18 protein-coding genes are annotated in these 15,632 nt (G+C 67.6%); 12 read left to right on the top strand and 6 right to left on the bottom strand.

Going from position 1 to position 15,632, the window contains the following annotated elements; all coding sequences use genetic code 11:
- Positions 1-50: 50 nt before the first annotated feature.
- Together lptB and ACYQ0J_RS01290 are read left to right on the top strand one after the other, a co-directional pair.
- Positions 51-779, top strand: coding sequence for an LPS export ABC transporter ATP-binding protein (gene lptB / locus ACYQ0J_RS01295; RefSeq protein WP_460170386.1), 729 nt, complete (start codon positions 51-53; stop codon positions 777-779).
- Between the two features lie 3 nt (positions 780-782).
- On the top strand, positions 783-2,168 hold the full coding sequence (locus ACYQ0J_RS01290; RefSeq protein ID WP_460170385.1) for a DUF3084 domain-containing protein: 1,386 nt from the start codon (positions 783-785) through the stop codon (positions 2,166-2,168).
- Here the strand turns inward: ACYQ0J_RS01290 and prmC are convergent.
- The 6 genes from prmC to rpmH all read right to left on the bottom strand — a co-directional run bounded on the left by prmC (position 2,115) and on the right by rpmH (position 5,517).
- Positions 2,115-2,933: a peptide chain release factor N(5)-glutamine methyltransferase gene (gene prmC, locus ACYQ0J_RS01285; RefSeq protein WP_460170384.1), complete on the bottom strand. Its 819-nt coding sequence runs from the start codon at positions 2,931-2,933 to the stop codon at positions 2,115-2,117. The genes ACYQ0J_RS01290 and prmC overlap by 54 nt on opposite strands.
- On the bottom strand, positions 2,896-3,483 hold the full coding sequence (locus tag ACYQ0J_RS01280; RefSeq protein ID WP_460170383.1) for a Jag family protein: 588 nt from the start codon (positions 3,481-3,483) through the stop codon (positions 2,896-2,898). Before ACYQ0J_RS01280 ends, prmC begins: the two co-directional genes overlap by 38 nt.
- A gap of 9 nt (positions 3,484-3,492) precedes the next feature.
- Positions 3,493-4,782: a YidC/Oxa1 family membrane protein insertase gene (locus tag ACYQ0J_RS01275; protein WP_460170382.1), complete on the bottom strand. Its 1,290-nt coding sequence runs from the start codon at positions 4,780-4,782 to the stop codon at positions 3,493-3,495.
- Complete coding sequence (yidD, locus tag ACYQ0J_RS01270) at positions 4,779-5,027, bottom strand: membrane protein insertion efficiency factor YidD (RefSeq protein ID WP_460170381.1); 249 nt, start codon at positions 5,025-5,027, stop codon at positions 4,779-4,781. The genes ACYQ0J_RS01275 and yidD overlap by 4 nt, the downstream gene beginning before the upstream one ends.
- Positions 5,028-5,032: 5 nt before the next feature.
- On the bottom strand, positions 5,033-5,275 hold the full coding sequence (gene rnpA / locus ACYQ0J_RS01265) for a ribonuclease P protein component (RefSeq protein ID WP_460170380.1): 243 nt from the start codon (positions 5,273-5,275) through the stop codon (positions 5,033-5,035).
- A gap of 95 nt (positions 5,276-5,370) precedes the next feature.
- Complete coding sequence (gene rpmH, locus ACYQ0J_RS01260) at positions 5,371-5,517, bottom strand: 50S ribosomal protein L34 (protein WP_460170379.1); 147 nt, start codon at positions 5,515-5,517, stop codon at positions 5,371-5,373.
- A gap of 162 nt (positions 5,518-5,679) precedes the next feature.
- On the opposite strand from rpmH, the gene ACYQ0J_RS01255 reads away from it, so the two are divergent.
- The 10 genes from ACYQ0J_RS01255 to ACYQ0J_RS01210 are packed head-to-tail and all read left to right on the top strand — an operon-like array spanning position 5,680 to position 15,619.
- Positions 5,680-6,441, top strand: coding sequence for an ABC transporter ATP-binding protein (locus tag ACYQ0J_RS01255; protein ID WP_460170378.1), 762 nt, complete (start codon positions 5,680-5,682; stop codon positions 6,439-6,441).
- Entirely contained in the window at positions 6,438-8,372 is a 1,935-nt protein-coding gene (locus ACYQ0J_RS01250) for an AMP-binding protein (protein ID WP_460170377.1), read from the top strand. The genes ACYQ0J_RS01255 and ACYQ0J_RS01250 overlap by 4 nt, the downstream gene beginning before the upstream one ends.
- Positions 8,369-9,262 (top strand): branched-chain amino acid ABC transporter permease, encoded by an 894-nt coding sequence (locus ACYQ0J_RS01245; RefSeq protein ID WP_460170376.1) that lies wholly within the window; start codon positions 8,369-8,371, stop codon positions 9,260-9,262. Before ACYQ0J_RS01250 ends, ACYQ0J_RS01245 begins: the two co-directional genes overlap by 4 nt.
- Positions 9,259-10,326: a branched-chain amino acid ABC transporter permease gene (locus ACYQ0J_RS01240; protein ID WP_460170375.1), complete on the top strand. Its 1,068-nt coding sequence runs from the start codon at positions 9,259-9,261 to the stop codon at positions 10,324-10,326. Before ACYQ0J_RS01245 ends, ACYQ0J_RS01240 begins: the two co-directional genes overlap by 4 nt.
- Before the next feature lie 41 nt (positions 10,327-10,367).
- The gene (locus ACYQ0J_RS01235; RefSeq protein ID WP_460170374.1) at positions 10,368-11,570 is read left to right on the top strand and encodes an ABC transporter substrate-binding protein; all 1,203 of its coding nucleotides are present in this window, start codon (positions 10,368-10,370) and stop codon (positions 11,568-11,570) included.
- Positions 11,571-11,614: 44 nt separating this feature from the next.
- A complete protein-coding gene (locus ACYQ0J_RS01230) occupies positions 11,615-12,448 on the top strand; it encodes an ABC transporter ATP-binding protein (protein WP_460170373.1) in 834 nt (277 codons plus the stop codon).
- Between the two features lie 51 nt (positions 12,449-12,499).
- A complete protein-coding gene (locus tag ACYQ0J_RS01225; protein WP_460170372.1) occupies positions 12,500-13,240 on the top strand; it encodes a metal ABC transporter ATP-binding protein in 741 nt (246 codons plus the stop codon).
- On the top strand, positions 13,233-14,039 hold the full coding sequence (locus tag ACYQ0J_RS01220; RefSeq protein ID WP_460170371.1) for a metal ABC transporter permease: 807 nt from the start codon (positions 13,233-13,235) through the stop codon (positions 14,037-14,039). The genes ACYQ0J_RS01225 and ACYQ0J_RS01220 overlap by 8 nt, the downstream gene beginning before the upstream one ends.
- Before the next feature lie 15 nt (positions 14,040-14,054).
- Positions 14,055-14,501 (top strand): RrF2 family transcriptional regulator, encoded by a 447-nt coding sequence (locus ACYQ0J_RS01215; protein WP_460170370.1) that lies wholly within the window; start codon positions 14,055-14,057, stop codon positions 14,499-14,501.
- Positions 14,501-15,619 (top strand): cysteine desulfurase family protein, encoded by a 1,119-nt coding sequence (locus ACYQ0J_RS01210; protein WP_460170369.1) that lies wholly within the window; start codon positions 14,501-14,503, stop codon positions 15,617-15,619. Before ACYQ0J_RS01215 ends, ACYQ0J_RS01210 begins: the two co-directional genes overlap by 1 nt.
- Positions 15,620-15,632: the final 13 nt, after the last annotated feature.

Here is a 15,632-nt window from a genome sequence, read left to right as displayed (position 1 = left end):
TGCCCATTATCTCATCCGAAGCTAAAGGCCGGGCCTTACCCTAGAGGATAATGGACGGGGAACTTCTGGCCCAAGGCCTGCGCAAGCGTTATGGCCCCAAGGAGGTGGTGCGGGGCGTGGACCTTGCCCTGAAGCGGGGGGAGATCGTGGCCCTCTTCGGCCCCAACGGGGCGGGGAAGACCACCACCTTTTACATGCTGGTGGGCTTTATAAGGCCCACGGGGGGGCGCATCTTCCTGAAGGGGCAGGAGGTGGGCCGGTTGCCCATGTACAAGAGGGCCCGCCTCGGCCTCGGGTACCTTCCCCAGGAGCCCAGCGCCTTCCGGCGCATGACGGTTCTGGAAAACCTCCTGGCGGTGCTGGAGTTCCAGCCCCTTTCCCCGAAGGAAAGGCTGGAGAAGGCCAAGGCCCTTTTGGAGGAGCTCGCCATCCACCACCTTAAGGACCGCATGGCCTATGCCCTTTCCGGGGGGGAAAGGCGCAGGCTGGAGATCGCCCGGGCCCTTTGCACCGACCCCGATTTCATCCTCCTGGACGAGCCCTTCACCGGGGTTGACCCCAAGAACGTGAAGGAGATCCAGAAGGTTATCGCCGAGCTTCGGGAGCGGCGGGGGGTGGGGGTCTTCATCACCGACCACTCGGTGCGGGAAACCTTGGCCATCACCGACCGGGTCTACGTGATGTACGACGGGGAGATCCTGTTCCACGGGGACCCCGAGACCTTCGCCAAGGACCAAGGGGTGAGGCGGCATTACCTGGGCGAGGATTACGAGCTTTAGCCCATGACCTTCTGGGCGCTCCTCCTCCTCTTCCTCCTCCTCTCCGCCCTGGTGGCCTACCTGGGGGACAAGGTGGCCAAGTGGGCGGGCAAACGCCACTACCGCCTCTTCGGCCTCAGGCCCCGCCAGACGGCCACCTTGGTGGCGGTGTTCACGGGGGTGGGGATCGCCCTCTTGAGCTACCTGGGTTTTCTCCTGGTGTTCAGAGAGGCCCGGGAGGTGATCCTCGAGGCCCAGGCCATCCGGCAGGAGCGGGACCGGCTCAAGGAGGAGCGGGAGGTCCTGCTCAAGGCCAAGGAGGCCTTGGAGGCGGAAGCGGCCAGGGCCTTGGCCCAGGTGAACCTGCTGCGGCAGGACCGAAAGGAGCTTTCCCAGGCCCTGGAGCGGGCGGAAACCCTTAGGAGGCGGCTGGAGGCCGAGGCCCAGGCCTTGGCCGCCCAGGTCCAAGGCCTGACCCGGGAGCGGGCGGAGCTTCAGGCGGAAAGGCTGGCGCTTTCCCGGCTTCTCCGGGAAAGGAGCGGGGAACTCACCCGCAAGACGGAGGCGCTCCAGGCCCTGGAGGGGCGCCTCCGGGCCCTCCAGGAGGCGGCCAGGCGGGCGGAGGGGGAAAGGGCCAGGCTCCTGGAGGAAAGGCGGCGGCTGGAAGGGGACCTGGCCCAGGTTCTGGCCCGCCTGGAGGAGGCCAGGAAGGAGCGGCAGGCGCTTTCCCAGGAGGTGGAGGCCCTGAGGGCCAGCCTGGCCCAGGCCCGCCAGGAGTTGCGCCAGGCGGAGGAGCGGGTGCGTTCCCTCCTAGCCCAGGCCGAGGTGCTCCAGGGGGAGAGGGGCCGTCTTGCCCAGAGCCTGGTGCGCCTGAGCCAGGGCCTCTACCTGGGAGAGGTGCGCCTGGGAAGCGAGGAGGGAAGGGCGGTCCTGGAGCGGGTGGCGGAGCGCCGGGCCCTCCTTTTGGGCTTCCGGGGCGCCGAGCTTTTGGAGGCCGCCCAGGGCCCGGGCCTGGCGGTGCTGGAGGGGGCGGGGTACCAGGAGGGGCGGCTTTTGGTGCGGGTGCGCTTTTACCCGGAGCGCCTGGCCTCCCGCGCGGGGGAGGTGCTGGCCGCCCGCACCTTCCGCCTTTCCACCCCGGGGCGCAATCAGGAGGTCCTCGAGGCCCTGGGGGAGGAGGTGCGCAAGAAGCTCCTGGAGGCGGGCTTTCCGCCGGAATACGCCACCTTCCCCTCCCCGGAGGAGCTGGCCCGGGGCCTCGGCCTCCTCCAGGGAAAAAGGGGCGTGGTGCGGGTGGGGGTGGTGGCGGCCAAGGACCTCTGGACCGTGGAGCGCCCCCTCCTCGCCTTCTCCCTCCTAGGCGGGCCGCCGGGCCCGGAGGTACCGGTCCCGTCCCGCCAAGTCCCGTAGCACCGCCACCTCCTGCCAGCCCTTCTCCCGGAGCTCCTGGGCCAAGCGGTGCACGTTCTCCGGGGCCAGCTCCAGAAGGAGGAAGCCCTCAGGGCTCAAGGCTTCCCAGGCCGCTTCCGCCAGGGGTCGGGCCACGGCGAGCCCCTCCTCCCCGGCGTACAGGGCCTGGGGGCTCTCGTAGGCCAGCTCCTTGGGGGCCACGGGCCGGTAGGCCTCGGGCAGGTACGGGGGGTTGGCCACCACCAGGTCTAGGTCCTTTAGCCCCCCGGTGAAGGGCGCGTGCAGGAAGACCACCGGGAGCCCCAGCCTTTGGGCGTTGGCCCGGGCCAGGGAAAGCGCCCTTTCGTCCACCTCCGTGGCGAAGACCTGGGCCCCGGGGAGTTTCTGCTTGAGGGCTAAGGCGATGGCCCCTGTGCCGGTGCCCACGTCCAGGATGCGGGGCGCATGGGGCAAGGGAAGGTCCAGGGCCAAGGCCACCAGGCCCTCGGTCTCGGGCCGGGGGATGAGCACCCCCTCCTCTACCCGAAGGGGCAGGCCAAAGAACTCCACCTCCCCCAGGAGGTACTGGAGGGGGTAGCCGGAAAGGCGCCGGGCCAGCAAGGCCAGGGCCTTTTCCTCCACCCCTGGGGGCGGGGGCCGGCGCAGGTGGAGGAGGAGGTCCTTGCGGGGGAGGCCCGCGGCATGGGCCAGGAGGTCCAGGGCCTCCCCCTGCGGGAGGCCCGCCTCTTTAAGCCTCCTTTCCAGTTCCCGGAGGAGCTTGATCACGGGGGTAGACCACCACGTGCCGCCCTTCCCCCTCCCCTTGGCTTTCCGTGGTCACCTTGGGGTGGTTCTTGAGGAGCATGTGGACGATGCGCCGCTCCGAGGGCCGCATGGGGGGAAGGTGCAGGGGTTCCCCGGTCATGGCCACGGTGAGGGCGGCGTCCTCGGCGATCTTGCGGATTTTGTCCTCCTGGCGCTTGCGGTAGCCGGCGGCATCCAGCACCACCCGGTACTCCCCCCCGAAGTGCTTGGCCAGCACCACCCCCGCCAGGTACTCCACGGCCTTCAGGGTGCGCCCCTCCTTGCCGATGAAGCGACCCAGGTCCCCGCCCTTCACCTCCGCCCGCAGGATGTTCCCCTCCTGGCGAATCTCCACGTGGTGGGCGGGGTCCAGGCGCAGGAGAAGGCCCACCAGAAAATCCTCCAGAACCTCCTTGGGCCCCTTGGCCCGGGCCTCCTTCCCCGCCTCTTTCAGCTCCACCTCCACCGGGGCCTCTTCCAGCACCCCCAGGTCGGAGAGGAGGTCGTCGATGCTCTTTTTCTTCTCGTCCATGCCCTCAGTTTATGCCGCCACGGGCTTCAGGCTCCGGTTGATAAGCCACTGCTGGACCAGGCCGATGAGGTTGGAGAGTACCCAGTAAAGGGTCACCCCCGAGGGGAATTGCAGCACCAGGAAGATGAAGATGAGGTTCATGAAGAGGCTCTGGCGGATGAGGTCCTTGTTCCCGTGGGCGGAAAGCCAGGTGGAGAGGAAGGTGGAGACCACGTAGAGGATGGGGAGGATGTAGAAGGGGTCGGGCAGGGCCAGGTCGGGGATCCAGAGGAGGCCTTGGCCGAACTCGTAGTTGGCGATCACCTTCCAGAGGATGAAGAGGATGGGCATCTGGATGAAAAGGGGCAGGCACCCGGCGGCGGGGTTCACCTTGTGCTCCTGGTAGAGCTTCATGGTAGCCTCCGCCCGCTTGTTGGGGTCGTCCTTGTACTTCTCGTTGATCTTCTGGATGAGGGGCTGGAGGCGTTGCATCTCCGCCATGCTCTTGAACTGCTGGTGCATCAGGGGCCAAAGGAGGAGGCGCACCACCAGGGTGAGGAAGAGGATGGCGAGGCCCCAGCTTCCCGTGTAGCGAAAGGCCGTCTCCATGAGCCAGAGAAGGCCTAGGGAGAGCTGGCCCCAGATGTTGGGGGCAAAGAGGCCGGGAAGATCCAGGAGGCCTTCCACGTGGAAGCGGACCAGCTCGTTCTGCCCCCCGTAAAGCGCCAAGGGCTCCCCCGGGGCCAGCCGGACCAGGCCCTCCTTGCCCACCAGCCTGCCCTCCAGGGGCTTGGGGGCGAAGGCCACCAGGGCGTAGCCCGCCTTGGGCTTGGTCTGCCAGGCTAGGTAGCGCAAAAGGCCCTCCCCGCTCGGGGTGGGCTCCTTGGCGCCCTCCGCCAGGACCTTTGGGGTGCCCTGGGCGGAAAGCCTTAAGGTGAGGGGAAAGTCGGCCTCTACCCTCACCGTGTAGCGGCCTTTCTCTATGCGGTAGGTGAGGGTGCCCTCCCGGCCCTGGAAGCGGGCCAGGAGGCGCCCGTCCTCCACGGAGAACTCCGCCCTCTCCGGGGTGAAGCCCAGGGGGGCCACCACCGGGCCGTTTGGGCTCAGGTTCGGGGCCCGGGTGTAGTCGTTGAAGGCGGTCCCCTTGTAGGTCTTCACGTACCAGCCCACCACCTGCCCCGTTTCGTTAAAGGCCAGGTCCATGAGGTTGGTGACGGCCACCTTCTCCGCCTTGCCGTCCCCGTTGACGTCGGCGTCCTTGAAGCCCGCCTCCAGGGCCAAGGCGGGCACCAGGAGGAAGAGGGCGGCAAGCCACCTCATCGGACCCCCTCCTTGGCCCGCCGGGGCGGGAAGACCAGGGGAACGGGGTCCAGCCCTCCGGGGTGGAGGGGGTGGCACCTGAGGAGGCGCCTTGCCGCCAGGTAACTACCCCAGAGGGCTCCGTGGCGTTCCAGGGCCTCGAGGGCGTAGGCGGAGCAGGTGGGGTGGAAGCGGCAGGTCCTGGGTTTTAGGGGGGAGATGAACCTGCGGTAAGCCTTGACCAGAAGGAGGAGTAAGCCGCGCACGCCGCCTATTGTATCAGCCCGCTCTTCTTCAGGGCGCGGATGAGGTCCTGGAAGAGCTCGGCGTACGGGGCCTCCCGGGCTTCAGGGCTCACCACCACCAGGAGGTGGGCCTTGGGCAGGTGGAGGCGGCGAAGGATCTCCCGCAGGCGGCGCTTGATGCGGTTGCGCACCACCGCCTTGCCCACCTTCCTTGACACCACGATGCCCACGCGGAGCTCCGGGGCGGGAAGCCACTTGACACCAAGCAACCTCCCCCGGCCCGCGCGGCCCTTGCGCAGGCGCTGGAAGGCCCGGTCGCCCTTGAGGGAGAGAAGCTTGCCCCCCAGGGCGGGGGGCTTTTCCCTTAACCGCTTATCTTGGGCGTGAGGCGCCAGCGGCCCTTCTGCCGGCGGCGCTTCAGCACCTTCCTGCCCCCTGGGGTCCGCATGCGGGCCCGGAAGCCGTGGGTCTTGGCCCGCTTCCTCCGGTTGGGTTGCCAGGTCCTTTTCATCCATTTCCCTCCCTGGGGCCTTGGCCCCCGATACCCTAAAGAGTGTAGCACATGAAGGCCTGTACCGGGTCTAACGGTTTTTTACACATCGGCAGTATAACGTTGACAACCCTCCCGCTCCCCCCTTATACTTCCCGGCAAACGGTCGTTAGGGAGGAAGCTGTGGCCCAGCTAACGGTGGAAAACGTCACCCTCACCTTCGGCGGCGTGGCTGCCCTTTCGGCGGTCTCCTTGGAGGTGGAGAAGGGGGAGCTGGTCTCGGTGATCGGCCCCAACGGGGCGGGGAAGACCAGCCTCCTCAACGTGGTCTCCGGCTTCTACCATCCTCAGCGAGGGCGCGTCCTCTTTGAGGGCCAGGAGATCACCCGGGCGAGCCCCCACGAGGTTACCAAGCGGGGCATCGCCCGGGCCTTCCAGAACATTGAGCTCTTCTCCGGTCTTACGGTGCTGGAAAACCTCATGCTGGCCCGCCACACCCACCTGGCCTATGGCCTGGTCCAGGCGGGCCTCTTCTACGGGAGGGCCCTGGCCAAGGAGGTGGAGAACCGCCGCTTGGTGGAGGAGGTCATCGACTTCATGGAGCTGGAGCCTTACCGCAAGGCCCTGGTGGGGAACCTCCCCTACGGGGTCAGGAAACGGGTGGAGGTGGCCCGGGCCCTGGCCCTCTCCCCCAAGCTCCTCCTCCTGGACGAGCCCATGGCCGGGATGACCCTGGAGGAGAAGGAGGACATGGTCCGCTTCATCCTGGAGATCCGCGCCCAGGGCACCACCGTGGTCCTCATCGAGCACGATCTGGGTGTGGTCATGGACATCTCCGACCGGGTCTACGTCCTGGACTTTGGCCAGGTGATCGCCGCGGGGAGGCCCGAGGAGGTGGCCAAAAACCCGTGGGTGCAGGAGGCCTACCTGGGGGTGGAGGCGTGAAGGCCCTAAGGCCCTCCCACGAGATGAAGCGCTACACCCTACCCCAGCTCCTGCGCCTCAGGGCCCTGGAGGAGGGGGACCGGGTAGCCCTCCGGGAGAAGGACTACGGTATCTGGAACGAGATCACCTACGCCCAGTACTACGAGAACGTCCTCCTCTTCGCCCACGGCCTCCTCTCCCTGGGCTTTCAGCCGGGGGAGCGCCTTGCCATCATCGCTGACAACATCCCCGAGTGGCTCTACGCTGAGCTGGGCACCCAGGCGGTGCGGGGGATCAGCGTGGGGGTATACCAGAGTAGCCTTCCCCCGGAGATCGCCTACATGCTCGGCTACACCGGGGCAAGCGTGGTCCTCGCCGAGGACCAGGAGCAGGTGGATAAGCTCTACGAGATCCGAAACGAGATCCCCCAGGTCCGCCACGTGATCTACGAGGACCCCAAGGGGATGCGGAGCTACCAGGATCCCTGGCTCCTCTCCTTTGCGGAGGTCCTGGAGCGGGGAAGGGAGCACCGGAGGAAGCACCCGGAGGCGGTGGAGAAACTGCTCCTGGAGGCGAGCCCGGAGGAGGTCTGCCACCTCTCCTCCACCTCCGGCACCACGGGCCGGCCCAAGGCGGCCATGCTCCGCCACCGCAACCTGGTGCACATGGGGGTGGCCCTGCAGGAGGTGGACCCCCTTTTGCCCACCGACGACTACCTCTCTTTCCTCCCCCTGGCCTGGATCGGGGAGCAGATGATGTCGGTGGCCATGGCCCTCACCGGGGGCTTCGCCGTCAACTTCCCCGAGGCGGTGGAGACCGCCATGCAGGACCTCAAGGAGGTCGGTCCCCACGTGATGTTCAGCCCACCCAGGGTTTGGGAGAGCATCCAAAGCGGCATCTGGGTGCGCATGTCCGAAAGCTACGCCTTCAACCGCTGGGTCTACGAGCGGCTTTTGCGGCTGGGCTACCGGGCGGCGGAGTACCGCATGCGGGGGAAGCCCATGCCCTTGGGCCTGCGCCTGGCCTACTGGCTCGCCGACCAGGCCCTCTTTAAGCCCCTCCGGGACCAGCTGGGGTTCTTGCGCCTCAGGCGGGCCTACACCGGGGGGGCCGCCTTGGGCCCGGACGTCTTCCGCTTCTTCCACGCCATCGGGGTCAACCTCAAGCAGATCTACGGCCAGACGGAGATCATCGGCATCGCCTTCGTGCACCGGGACGGGGATGTGCGCCACGACACCGTGGGCTTGCCCATCCCCGGCACCGAGGTCAGGATCAGCGAGGAAGGGGAGATCCTTTGTCGCTCGGATGCGGTGTGCGCCGGGTATTGGGAGCGCCCCGAAGCCACGGCGGAGACCTTCCGGGACGGCTGGCTCCACACGGGGGATGCGGGTTACCTCACGGAGGACGGGCACCTGGTGGTGATCGACCGCCTCTCCGACGTGATGCGCACGGAAAAGGGCACGGTCTTCAGCCCCCAGTTTGTGGAGAACAAGCTGAAGTTTTCCCCCTTCATCAAGGAGGCCGTGGTCTTCGGGGACCGGAAGCCCTTTTTGGCGGCCTTCATCAACATAGATCCCCAGACCGTGGGCAAGTGGGCGGAGGACCGGGGCCTGGCCTACACCACCTACCTGGACCTCTCCCTCAAGCCCGAGGTGGGGGAGCTTATCCGCAAAGAGGTGGAGCGGGTGAACCGGGAGCTCCCCGAGGACCTGAGGATCCGCCGCTTCGTCCTGCTCTACAAGCTCTTGGACGCGGACGACGAGGAGCTCACCCGCACGGGCAAGGTGCGGCGGGGGCTGATCGCCAAACGGTATGCCCCCTTGGTGGAGGCCCTCTACTCGGGGGCCAAGGAGGTGGAGGTGGAGGCGGAGTACCGCTACCAGGACGGCACCGTCCAGAGGGTGCGGGCCCGGGTGCCCGTGCAGGAGTTTCGGGAGGAGGTGCTGGCGTGACCTTTCTCCTGCAACTCCTCTTTTCGGGGGTGGTTTTGGGCCTGGTGTATGCCCTAGCGGCCCTGGGCTTCGTCCTCATCTACAAGGCCAGCCGGGTGGTGAACTTCGCCCAGGGGCAGTTCATCGCCATCGGGGCCTTTCTGGCCTACGGGGCCATGGTGGCCTTGGGGGCTCCCTTCCTTTTGGCCGCGGCCTTGGCCTTGGCCCTCACCGCCCTTCTAGGCTTCGGCGTGGAGCGGGTCTTCTTGAAGCGCATGGTGGGGCAGCCCATCATCTCCGTGATCATGGCCACCATCGGCCTGGCCTCCCTCTTGGACGGCCTCATCCACCTGACCCCCTACGGGGCCGGGAACTTCAGCTACCCGAGCTTCCTCCCCGCGGGGGGGCTCACCCTTTGGGGCGTCCAGATCTCGTACGCCCAGCTTTTGGCGGTGGCCTTCACCCTCCTCTTCCTCCTGGTCTTCACCTGGTTCTTCCAGCGCTCCACCCTGGGGGTGGCCATGCGTAGCGTGGCCGATGACCAGATGGCGGCCATGAGCCTGGGGGTCTCCGTGGAGCGGGTCTTCGCCCTGGCCTGGGCGGCGGCAGGGCTCACGGCGGCGGCGGCGGGGATGGTGGTGGGCACCATCTCCGGGCTCAACCTGGACGGGTTGGTGCACATCGGCCTCCGGGTCTTTCCCGTGGTCATCCTGGGGGGCCTGGACTCCATCCCGGGGGCGGTGGTGGCGGGCATCCTCATCGGGGTTTTGGAGAACCTGGCCGCAGGCTTCCTGGACCCCTTCATCCCTGGGGGGGGTACCCGGGACGTCTTCCCCTTCCTGGCCCTGCTCCTGGTCCTCTGGTTCAAGCCCCACGGCCTCTTCGGTACGGAGGAGATTGAGCGCGTATGAGAAACCCTTGGGCCCAGACCGGAAACTACCGCACGCGGTACGAGCAGGATGCCAGCGTCTTCGCCACCCACCGGGAACTCGTTTCCCTCCTCCTCTTCTTGGGCTTTCTCCTGGTTCTGCCCCAGTTTCTTTCCCGGACCCAGGTCTTCATCCTGGACCTGATCCTGGTCTATAGCATCGCCGTCTTGGGCCTCAACATCACCACGGGGTATGCCGGCCTCATCAACATCGGCCAGGCGGCCTTCATGGGGGTGGGGGCCTATACCGCCGCCCTCCTTGCCCCGCAGGGCCTCCCCTTCTGGGTGGTGGTGCCCCTAGGGGGGGTGGTGGCCGCCTTCTTCGGCTACCTGGTGGGCATCCCTAGCCTCAGGGTAAAGCACCTTTACCTGGCCCTGGCCACCCTGGCCTTCCAGGTGGTCTTCGAGTGGGCGGTGGGGCACATGCCCCTGCTCAAGCAGGGAGGGGCCATGGACATGCCCAGGGCGAGCCTTCTGGGCATAGAGGCCGGTTTTCGCAATCACTTCCACTTCTGGTACTATGTGTCCCTGGTTTCCTTGGTGTTGCTGGCCCTCTTTTTCCGCAACCTCCTGCGCACCCGCTACGGCAGGGCCCTGGTGGCGGTGCGGGACAACGACCGGGCCGCGGATGCCATGGGCATGGACCCCGGGCGCACCAAGCTCTTTGCCTTCGCCCTGGGGGCCTTCTACGCGGGGGTGGCGGGGGTCCTCTACGCTTACCTTTCCCGGGCGGTGGTCATAGAGGATTACACCTTTGCCGTGTCCATCAAGCTTTTGGCCATGGCCATCGTGGGGGGGCTCGGCACGCTGGTGGGGAGCTTTTTGGGGCCAGCTTTTCTGGAGCTTTTGGATGTGAACATGGAGGCCCTGTCCAACCTCATCAAGGCCCTGGGGTTTAGCGTGGCCGGGGTGGACGTGGCGAGCGCCCTAAGGCCCTTGGCCTTTGGCCTCATCATCGTCCTCTTCTTGATGTTTGAGCCCCGGGGCCTTTACAACTGGTGGCGCATCGTGCGAAGCTACTTCCGCACCTGGCCCTTCAAGTACTAGGCAACCCCCCGCATAGGGGTTGGCAATGGGAGGTGAGGCGCATGCGCAAACTCGGATTCGGTCTTTTGGCGGCGGTGGGGCTGGCCTTGGGCCAGCAGCAGGTGAGCATCCTCTGGTCCGGGGCCATCACCGGCCCCACCTCGGACGCAGGGGCCCCTTACGGGGCGGCGGTGGAGGACTACTGCAAGTACGCCAACGAGCGAAAGCTCATCCCCGGGGTGGTCCTGAACTGCCTGGTCCGGGACGACCAGTACAACAACGCCAACACCCAGCGCTTCTTTGAGGAGGCCTTGGACCGCTTCAAGATTCCCGTCTTCCTCTCCTACGCCACGGGGGCCAACCTACAGCTCAAGAACCTGATCCAGGAGGTCAAGGTGGTGACCATCCCGGCCTCCATGCACGTGGAGCTCATCGATCCCCCCAACAACGACTACTTCTTCATCCCCACCTCCACCTATTCGGAGCAGGTGGTGGCCCTCCTGGAGTACATCGCCAAGCAGAAGAAGGGGGCGAAGGTGGCCCTGGTGGTCCACCCCTCCCCCTTCGGACGGGCCCCGGTGGGGGATGCCCGCAAGGCGGCCCAGCAGCTGGGGATCCAGATCGTGGACGTGCAGGAGGTGGGGGCGGGCAACCTGGACAACACCGCCTTGCTCAAGCGGTTTGAGCAGGCAGGGGTGGAGTACATCGTCCACCAGAACGTGGCCGGCCCCGTGGCCAACATCCTGAAAGACGCCAAGCGCCTGGGCTTGGACAAGAAGATGCGCCAGCTCGGGGCCCACTACACGGGAGGGCCGGACCTCATCAAGCTGGCCGGGGATGCCGCGGAGGGGTTCCTCTGGGCCACCAGCTTTTACATGTTCCACGAGGATGCGCCGGGCATCCGGTTGCAGAAGGAGCTGGGCCAGAAGTATGGGCGGCCCCAGGCCATCGTGGAGAGCGTGAACTACACCAACGGCATGCTGGCCACGGCCATCGCCGTGGAGGCCATGCGGCGGGCCCAGGAGCGCTTCAAGCGCATCACCAACGACACCGTGTACCAGGCCATCGTGGGGATGAACGGGCCGAACGCCTTCAAGCCGGGCTTCGCCGTTTCCACCAAGCAGGGTATTGAGATTGACTTCACCAAGAGCGAGCACACGGGAGCGGAGGGCCTCCGGATCCTCGAGGCCAAGGGCGGCCGCTTCGTCCCCGTGACCGAGCCCTTCACCTCGGCCCTCTTCCGCAAGGTGCACTACGGGAAGTAGACCCTCTGGCCCGGGGGGGACCTCCCCGGGCCTTTCCCCTGACCATGAGCCTGAACCCCACGCGCCCTGAAGACCTAGGTCCCATCCTCCTCCTGGTCAACAACATTGAGGTGGTGTACCACGACATCATCCAGGTGCTCCGCGGGGTCTCCCTGAAGGTGCCCCAAGGCCACATCACGGCCCTCCTGGGCCCCAACGGGGCGGGGAAGACCACCACCCTTCGCGCCATCTCCGGCCTCCTCATCCCCGAGGACGGGGAGGTGGTGCGGGGGGAGATCCTCTACCAGGGGGAGCCCATCCAGGGCCGCCCCCCGGAGGAGATCGTCCGGCGGGGGATCGTGCAGGTGCTGGAGGGCAGGCGGGTCTTCAAGCACCTGACGGTGGAGGAGAACCTGCGGGTAGGCACCCTCACGCGCAAGGACGCCCACCACCTCAAGGAAGAGCTGGAGCGCATCTACCACTACTTTCCCCGCCTGGCCGACCTCAGGAACCGCCTGGCGGGCTACTGCTCCGGGGGGGAGCAGCAGATGATCGCCATCGGCCGGGCGCTTCTCGCCAAGCCCAGGCTGCTCCTCCTGGACGAGCCCTCTCTAGGCCTTGCCCCCCTCCTCGTGCGGGAGATCTTTGACATCGTGGCCCGGGTCAACGCGGAGGAAGGGGTCACCGTCTTGGTGGTGGAGCAGAACGCCAAGGTGGCCCTTTCCATCGCCCACTACGGCTACATCATGGAGACGGGGCGTATCGTCTTGGAAGGAGACCGGGACTACCTTTTGGAGAACCCGGATGTGCAGGAGTTCTACCTAGGGGTGGCCAAGGGGGGCGGCCGCAAGAGCTTCAAGGAGGTGAAGGCCTACAAGAGGCGGAAGCGGTTCATGTAGGCGCCCCCCGGCTCCTTGACGAGAACTTGATAACGCAGTATCGTTATTGCCGTGTGGGCCCTGGAGGTGCAAGGCCTCTCGGTGCGCTTTGGGGAGTTCCAGGCCCTGGAGGGGGTTTCCTTTAGGGTGCCCGAGGGGGCATTCGTGGCCATCGTGGGCCCCAACGGGGCGGGGAAGAGCACCCTCTTGAAGGCGGTGCTGGGCCTCGTGCCCTTCCGGGGGGAGGTGCGGGTCTACGGGCGCCCCCTGGCCGAGGCCGAGCCCCTCTGGTTTGGGTACGTGCCCCAGATCAAGACCTTTGACCGCACCTTCCCCGCTTTGGCCCTGGAGCTGGTGGCCACGGGGCTTCTGCGGCGCTGGCCCTTTAGGCTTTCCCCCGAGGTGCGGCGGAAGGCCCAGGCGGCCTTGGAGCGGGTGGGGGCGGGGGCCTTGGCGGAGCGCTCCCTGGGGCGGCTTTCCGGGGGCCAGCTCCAGCGGGTCTACCTGGCCCGGGCCCTCATCCGCAACCCCCGCCTCCTCCTCCTGGACGAGCCCGCCACCGGGGTGGACCGGGTGGGGGAGGTGGACCTCTACCGCTACCTCGAGGCCTACCAGAAGGCCTCGGGCGCCACGGTCCTCATGATCACCCACGACTGGGAGGCGGCCCACCACGCCAGCCACGTGCTGGTCCTGAACCGCCGGGTGGTGGGGTTTGGCCCCCCGGAGCGGGCCCTCACCGAGGAGTGCCTGCGCCAGGCCTTTGGCCACCTGGGCCACGCCCACGGGCTTTATGTGGGAGGGGAGCGTGCTTGAAGCCCTGGCCTACCCCTTCTTTCAGCGGGCCCTCCTGGCGGGCCTCTTGGCGAGCCTCCTCACCGGCCTTCTCTCCCCCTTTGTGGTGCAAAGGCGGCTCTCCTTCCTGGGGGACGGCCTGGCCCACGCCGCCTTCGCCGGGGTGGCCCTGGGGCTCTTCCTCCGGGGGGAACCCCTCTACTTCGCCCTCCCCTTCACCTTCCTGGTGGCCTTGGCCATCACTTACGTGAAGGAGAAGACGGAGCTTTCCGAGGACACGGCCATCGGGGTTTTCTTCGCCCTCTCCGTGGCCCTGGGGGCGATCTTCCTGGCCAAGGCCCGGGGCTACGTGGGGGACGCCATGGGCTACCTCTTCGGCTCCTTGCTGGCGGTGGGGCCCTCAGACCTTGGGGCCATCGGCCTTCTCCTCGGGGTGGCCCTTTTCCTCCTCCCCCTTTGGGGGCCCTTGGCCTACGCCACCTTTGACCGGGAGCTGGCCCTGGCGGACCGGGTGCCGGTGGTGCGGCACGACTACCTGCTTGCCGGTTTCCTGGCGGTGAGCCTGGTCCTGGCGGTGAAGGTGGTGGGCCTCATCCTGGTGGCGGCCTTCCTGGTCATCCCCGGAGCGGCGGCCAGGCTCCTCGCCCGCACCTTCGCGGGCCTTGCCCTCCTTTCCCTCCTGCTTTCGGCCCTTTCCACCCTCCTGGGCCTCTTCCTCTCCTTTGTGTGGGACTGGCCCAGCGGGGCCAGCGTGGTCCTCGTCCAGGCCTTCCTCTTCGCCTTGGCCTTCGCAAAAACCCTATTCTCGGGCGGGAAATAGGGGTATACTGGGGCCATGTGGGTTTCCACGAAAGCCCAGTATGGCCTCCGCGCCCTGGTGGAGATCGGGCTTCGCGCCCCGGAGGCCGTGCCCTTGAAGGAGGTGGCCGAGGCCCAGGGCATCAGCCAGCACTACCTGGAGCAGATCGCCGCCCAGCTCCGCCGCGCGGGGTTCATCCGCTCCGTGCGCGGGGCCAAGGGGGGCTACCGCCTGGCCCGCCCTCCGGAGCGGGTGACGGCCCTGGAGGTGGTGGAGGCCCTGGAGGGGAGCCTGGCCCCGGTATCCTGCATAGAGGACCCCGAGTCCTGCGCCAAGGTGGGGCAGTGCTCCACCGAGCTCCTCTGGAAGCGGGTGGACCTGGCCATGCGCCAGGTCTTGGGGGGTACCAGCCTCCAGGACCTCATCGAGGAGCGGAAGCTCATTGAGGCCAGGCGCCTCATCCAGCTCCAGCCCGCCAGCTGATGGTCTACCTGGACTACGCCGCCACCACGCCCCTGGACCCGGAGGTACGGGAGGCCATGCGGGGGGTGGAGGGGGTCTTCGGCAACCCCTCCAGCGTTCACCGCTTCGGCCAGGAGGCCCGGAGGGTGTTGGAGGGGGCCCGGGAGAAGGTGGCCCGCCTCCTCGGGGTGCGCCCCCGGGAGGTGGTCTTCACCGCCTCGGGGTCCGAGGCGGACGCCTTGGCGCTTCTGGGCGTGGCCCTGGCCCGGGGCAGGGGGCATGTGGTGAGCACGGAGGTGGAGCACGCCGCCGTGCTCGGGGCCTTGCGGCTTTTGGAGCGCCTGGGCTTCGCCGTGACCCGCCTGAAGCCCGACCGGTACGGCCTGGTCTACCCCGACCAGGTGGAGGAGGCCCTCCGCCCCGACACCTTCTTGGTGAGCGTCATGGCCGCCAACAACGAGCTCGGCACCCTCTACCCGGTGCGGGAGATCGCCCGGGTGGCCCACGCCCACGGGGCCCTCTTCCACACGGACGCGGTGCAGGCCATCGGCCAGGTGCCCTTTAGCGTGGAGGAAGTGGGGGCGGACCTGGTGTCCCTGAGCGCCCACAAGTTCTACGGGCCCAAGGGGGTGGGGGCCCTCCTGGTGCGCCAGGGGGTGGACCTCCTCCCCCTGGTGCCGGGGAAGCAGGAGGGGGGGAGGCGGGGGGGGACCCCAAGCCCCGTCCTGGCCCACGGGATGGCGGTGGCCCTGGAGAAGGCCCTTAGGCTCCTCCCCGAGGAGTCCCGGAGGCTTCCCGCCCTGAGGGGGCGCCTCGAGGCGGGCCTCCTGGCCGTGGCGGGGGTGGAGCTGAACGGCCACCCCGAGCACCGCCTGCCCAAGCTGGTGAACGTCACCGTGAAGGGGGCGGACGGGGAGGCCTTGCTCCTGGCCATGGACCTCCTGGGGGTGGCGGTCTCCTCCGGTTCCGCCTGCAGCGCGGGAAGCCTCGAGCCCTCCCACGTCCTCCTGGCCATCGGCCGGAGCCCCGCCGAGGCCAAGGCCTCCCTGCGCTTCTCCCTGGGGCGCTTCACCACCGAGGCCGAGGTGGACCGGGCGGTGGAGGTCTTCCGGGAAGCGGTGGCCCGGGCCCGGAGGTAGGGCCCTTCCCTTG

The organism is Thermus sp. FJN-A, from assembly GCF_054655095.1.
The sequence above is the reverse complement of the archived record's forward strand: the minus strand, read 5'-3'. Positions and strand labels throughout refer to the sequence as shown.

What these genes read in the sequence shown, in the direction of transcription:
- lptB (WP_460170386.1), top strand. Translation starts at nt 51, where the DNA reads ATGGACGGGGAACTTCTGGCCCAAGGCCTGCGCAAGCGTTATGGCCCC.
- ACYQ0J_RS01215 (WP_460170370.1), top strand. Translation starts at nt 14,055, where the DNA reads ATGTGGGTTTCCACGAAAGCCCAGTATGGCCTCCGCGCCCTGGTGGAG.
- ACYQ0J_RS01230 (WP_460170373.1), top strand. Translation starts at nt 11,615, where the DNA reads ATGAGCCTGAACCCCACGCGCCCTGAAGACCTAGGTCCCATCCTCCTC.
- rpmH (WP_460170379.1), bottom strand. Translation starts at nt 5,517, where the DNA reads ATGAAAAGGACCTGGCAACCCAACCGGAGGAAGCGGGCCAAGACCCAC.
- ACYQ0J_RS01280 (WP_460170383.1), bottom strand. Translation starts at nt 3,483, where the DNA reads ATGGACGAGAAGAAAAAGAGCATCGACGACCTCCTCTCCGACCTGGGG.
- ACYQ0J_RS01235 (WP_460170374.1), top strand. Translation starts at nt 10,368, where the DNA reads ATGCGCAAACTCGGATTCGGTCTTTTGGCGGCGGTGGGGCTGGCCTTG.
- ACYQ0J_RS01210 (WP_460170369.1), top strand. Translation starts at nt 14,501, where the DNA reads ATGGTCTACCTGGACTACGCCGCCACCACGCCCCTGGACCCGGAGGTA.
- ACYQ0J_RS01290 (WP_460170385.1), top strand. Translation starts at nt 783, where the DNA reads ATGACCTTCTGGGCGCTCCTCCTCCTCTTCCTCCTCCTCTCCGCCCTG.
- ACYQ0J_RS01275 (WP_460170382.1), bottom strand. Translation starts at nt 4,782, where the DNA reads ATGAGGTGGCTTGCCGCCCTCTTCCTCCTGGTGCCCGCCTTGGCCCTG.
- ACYQ0J_RS01240 (WP_460170375.1), top strand. Translation starts at nt 9,259, where the DNA reads ATGAGAAACCCTTGGGCCCAGACCGGAAACTACCGCACGCGGTACGAG.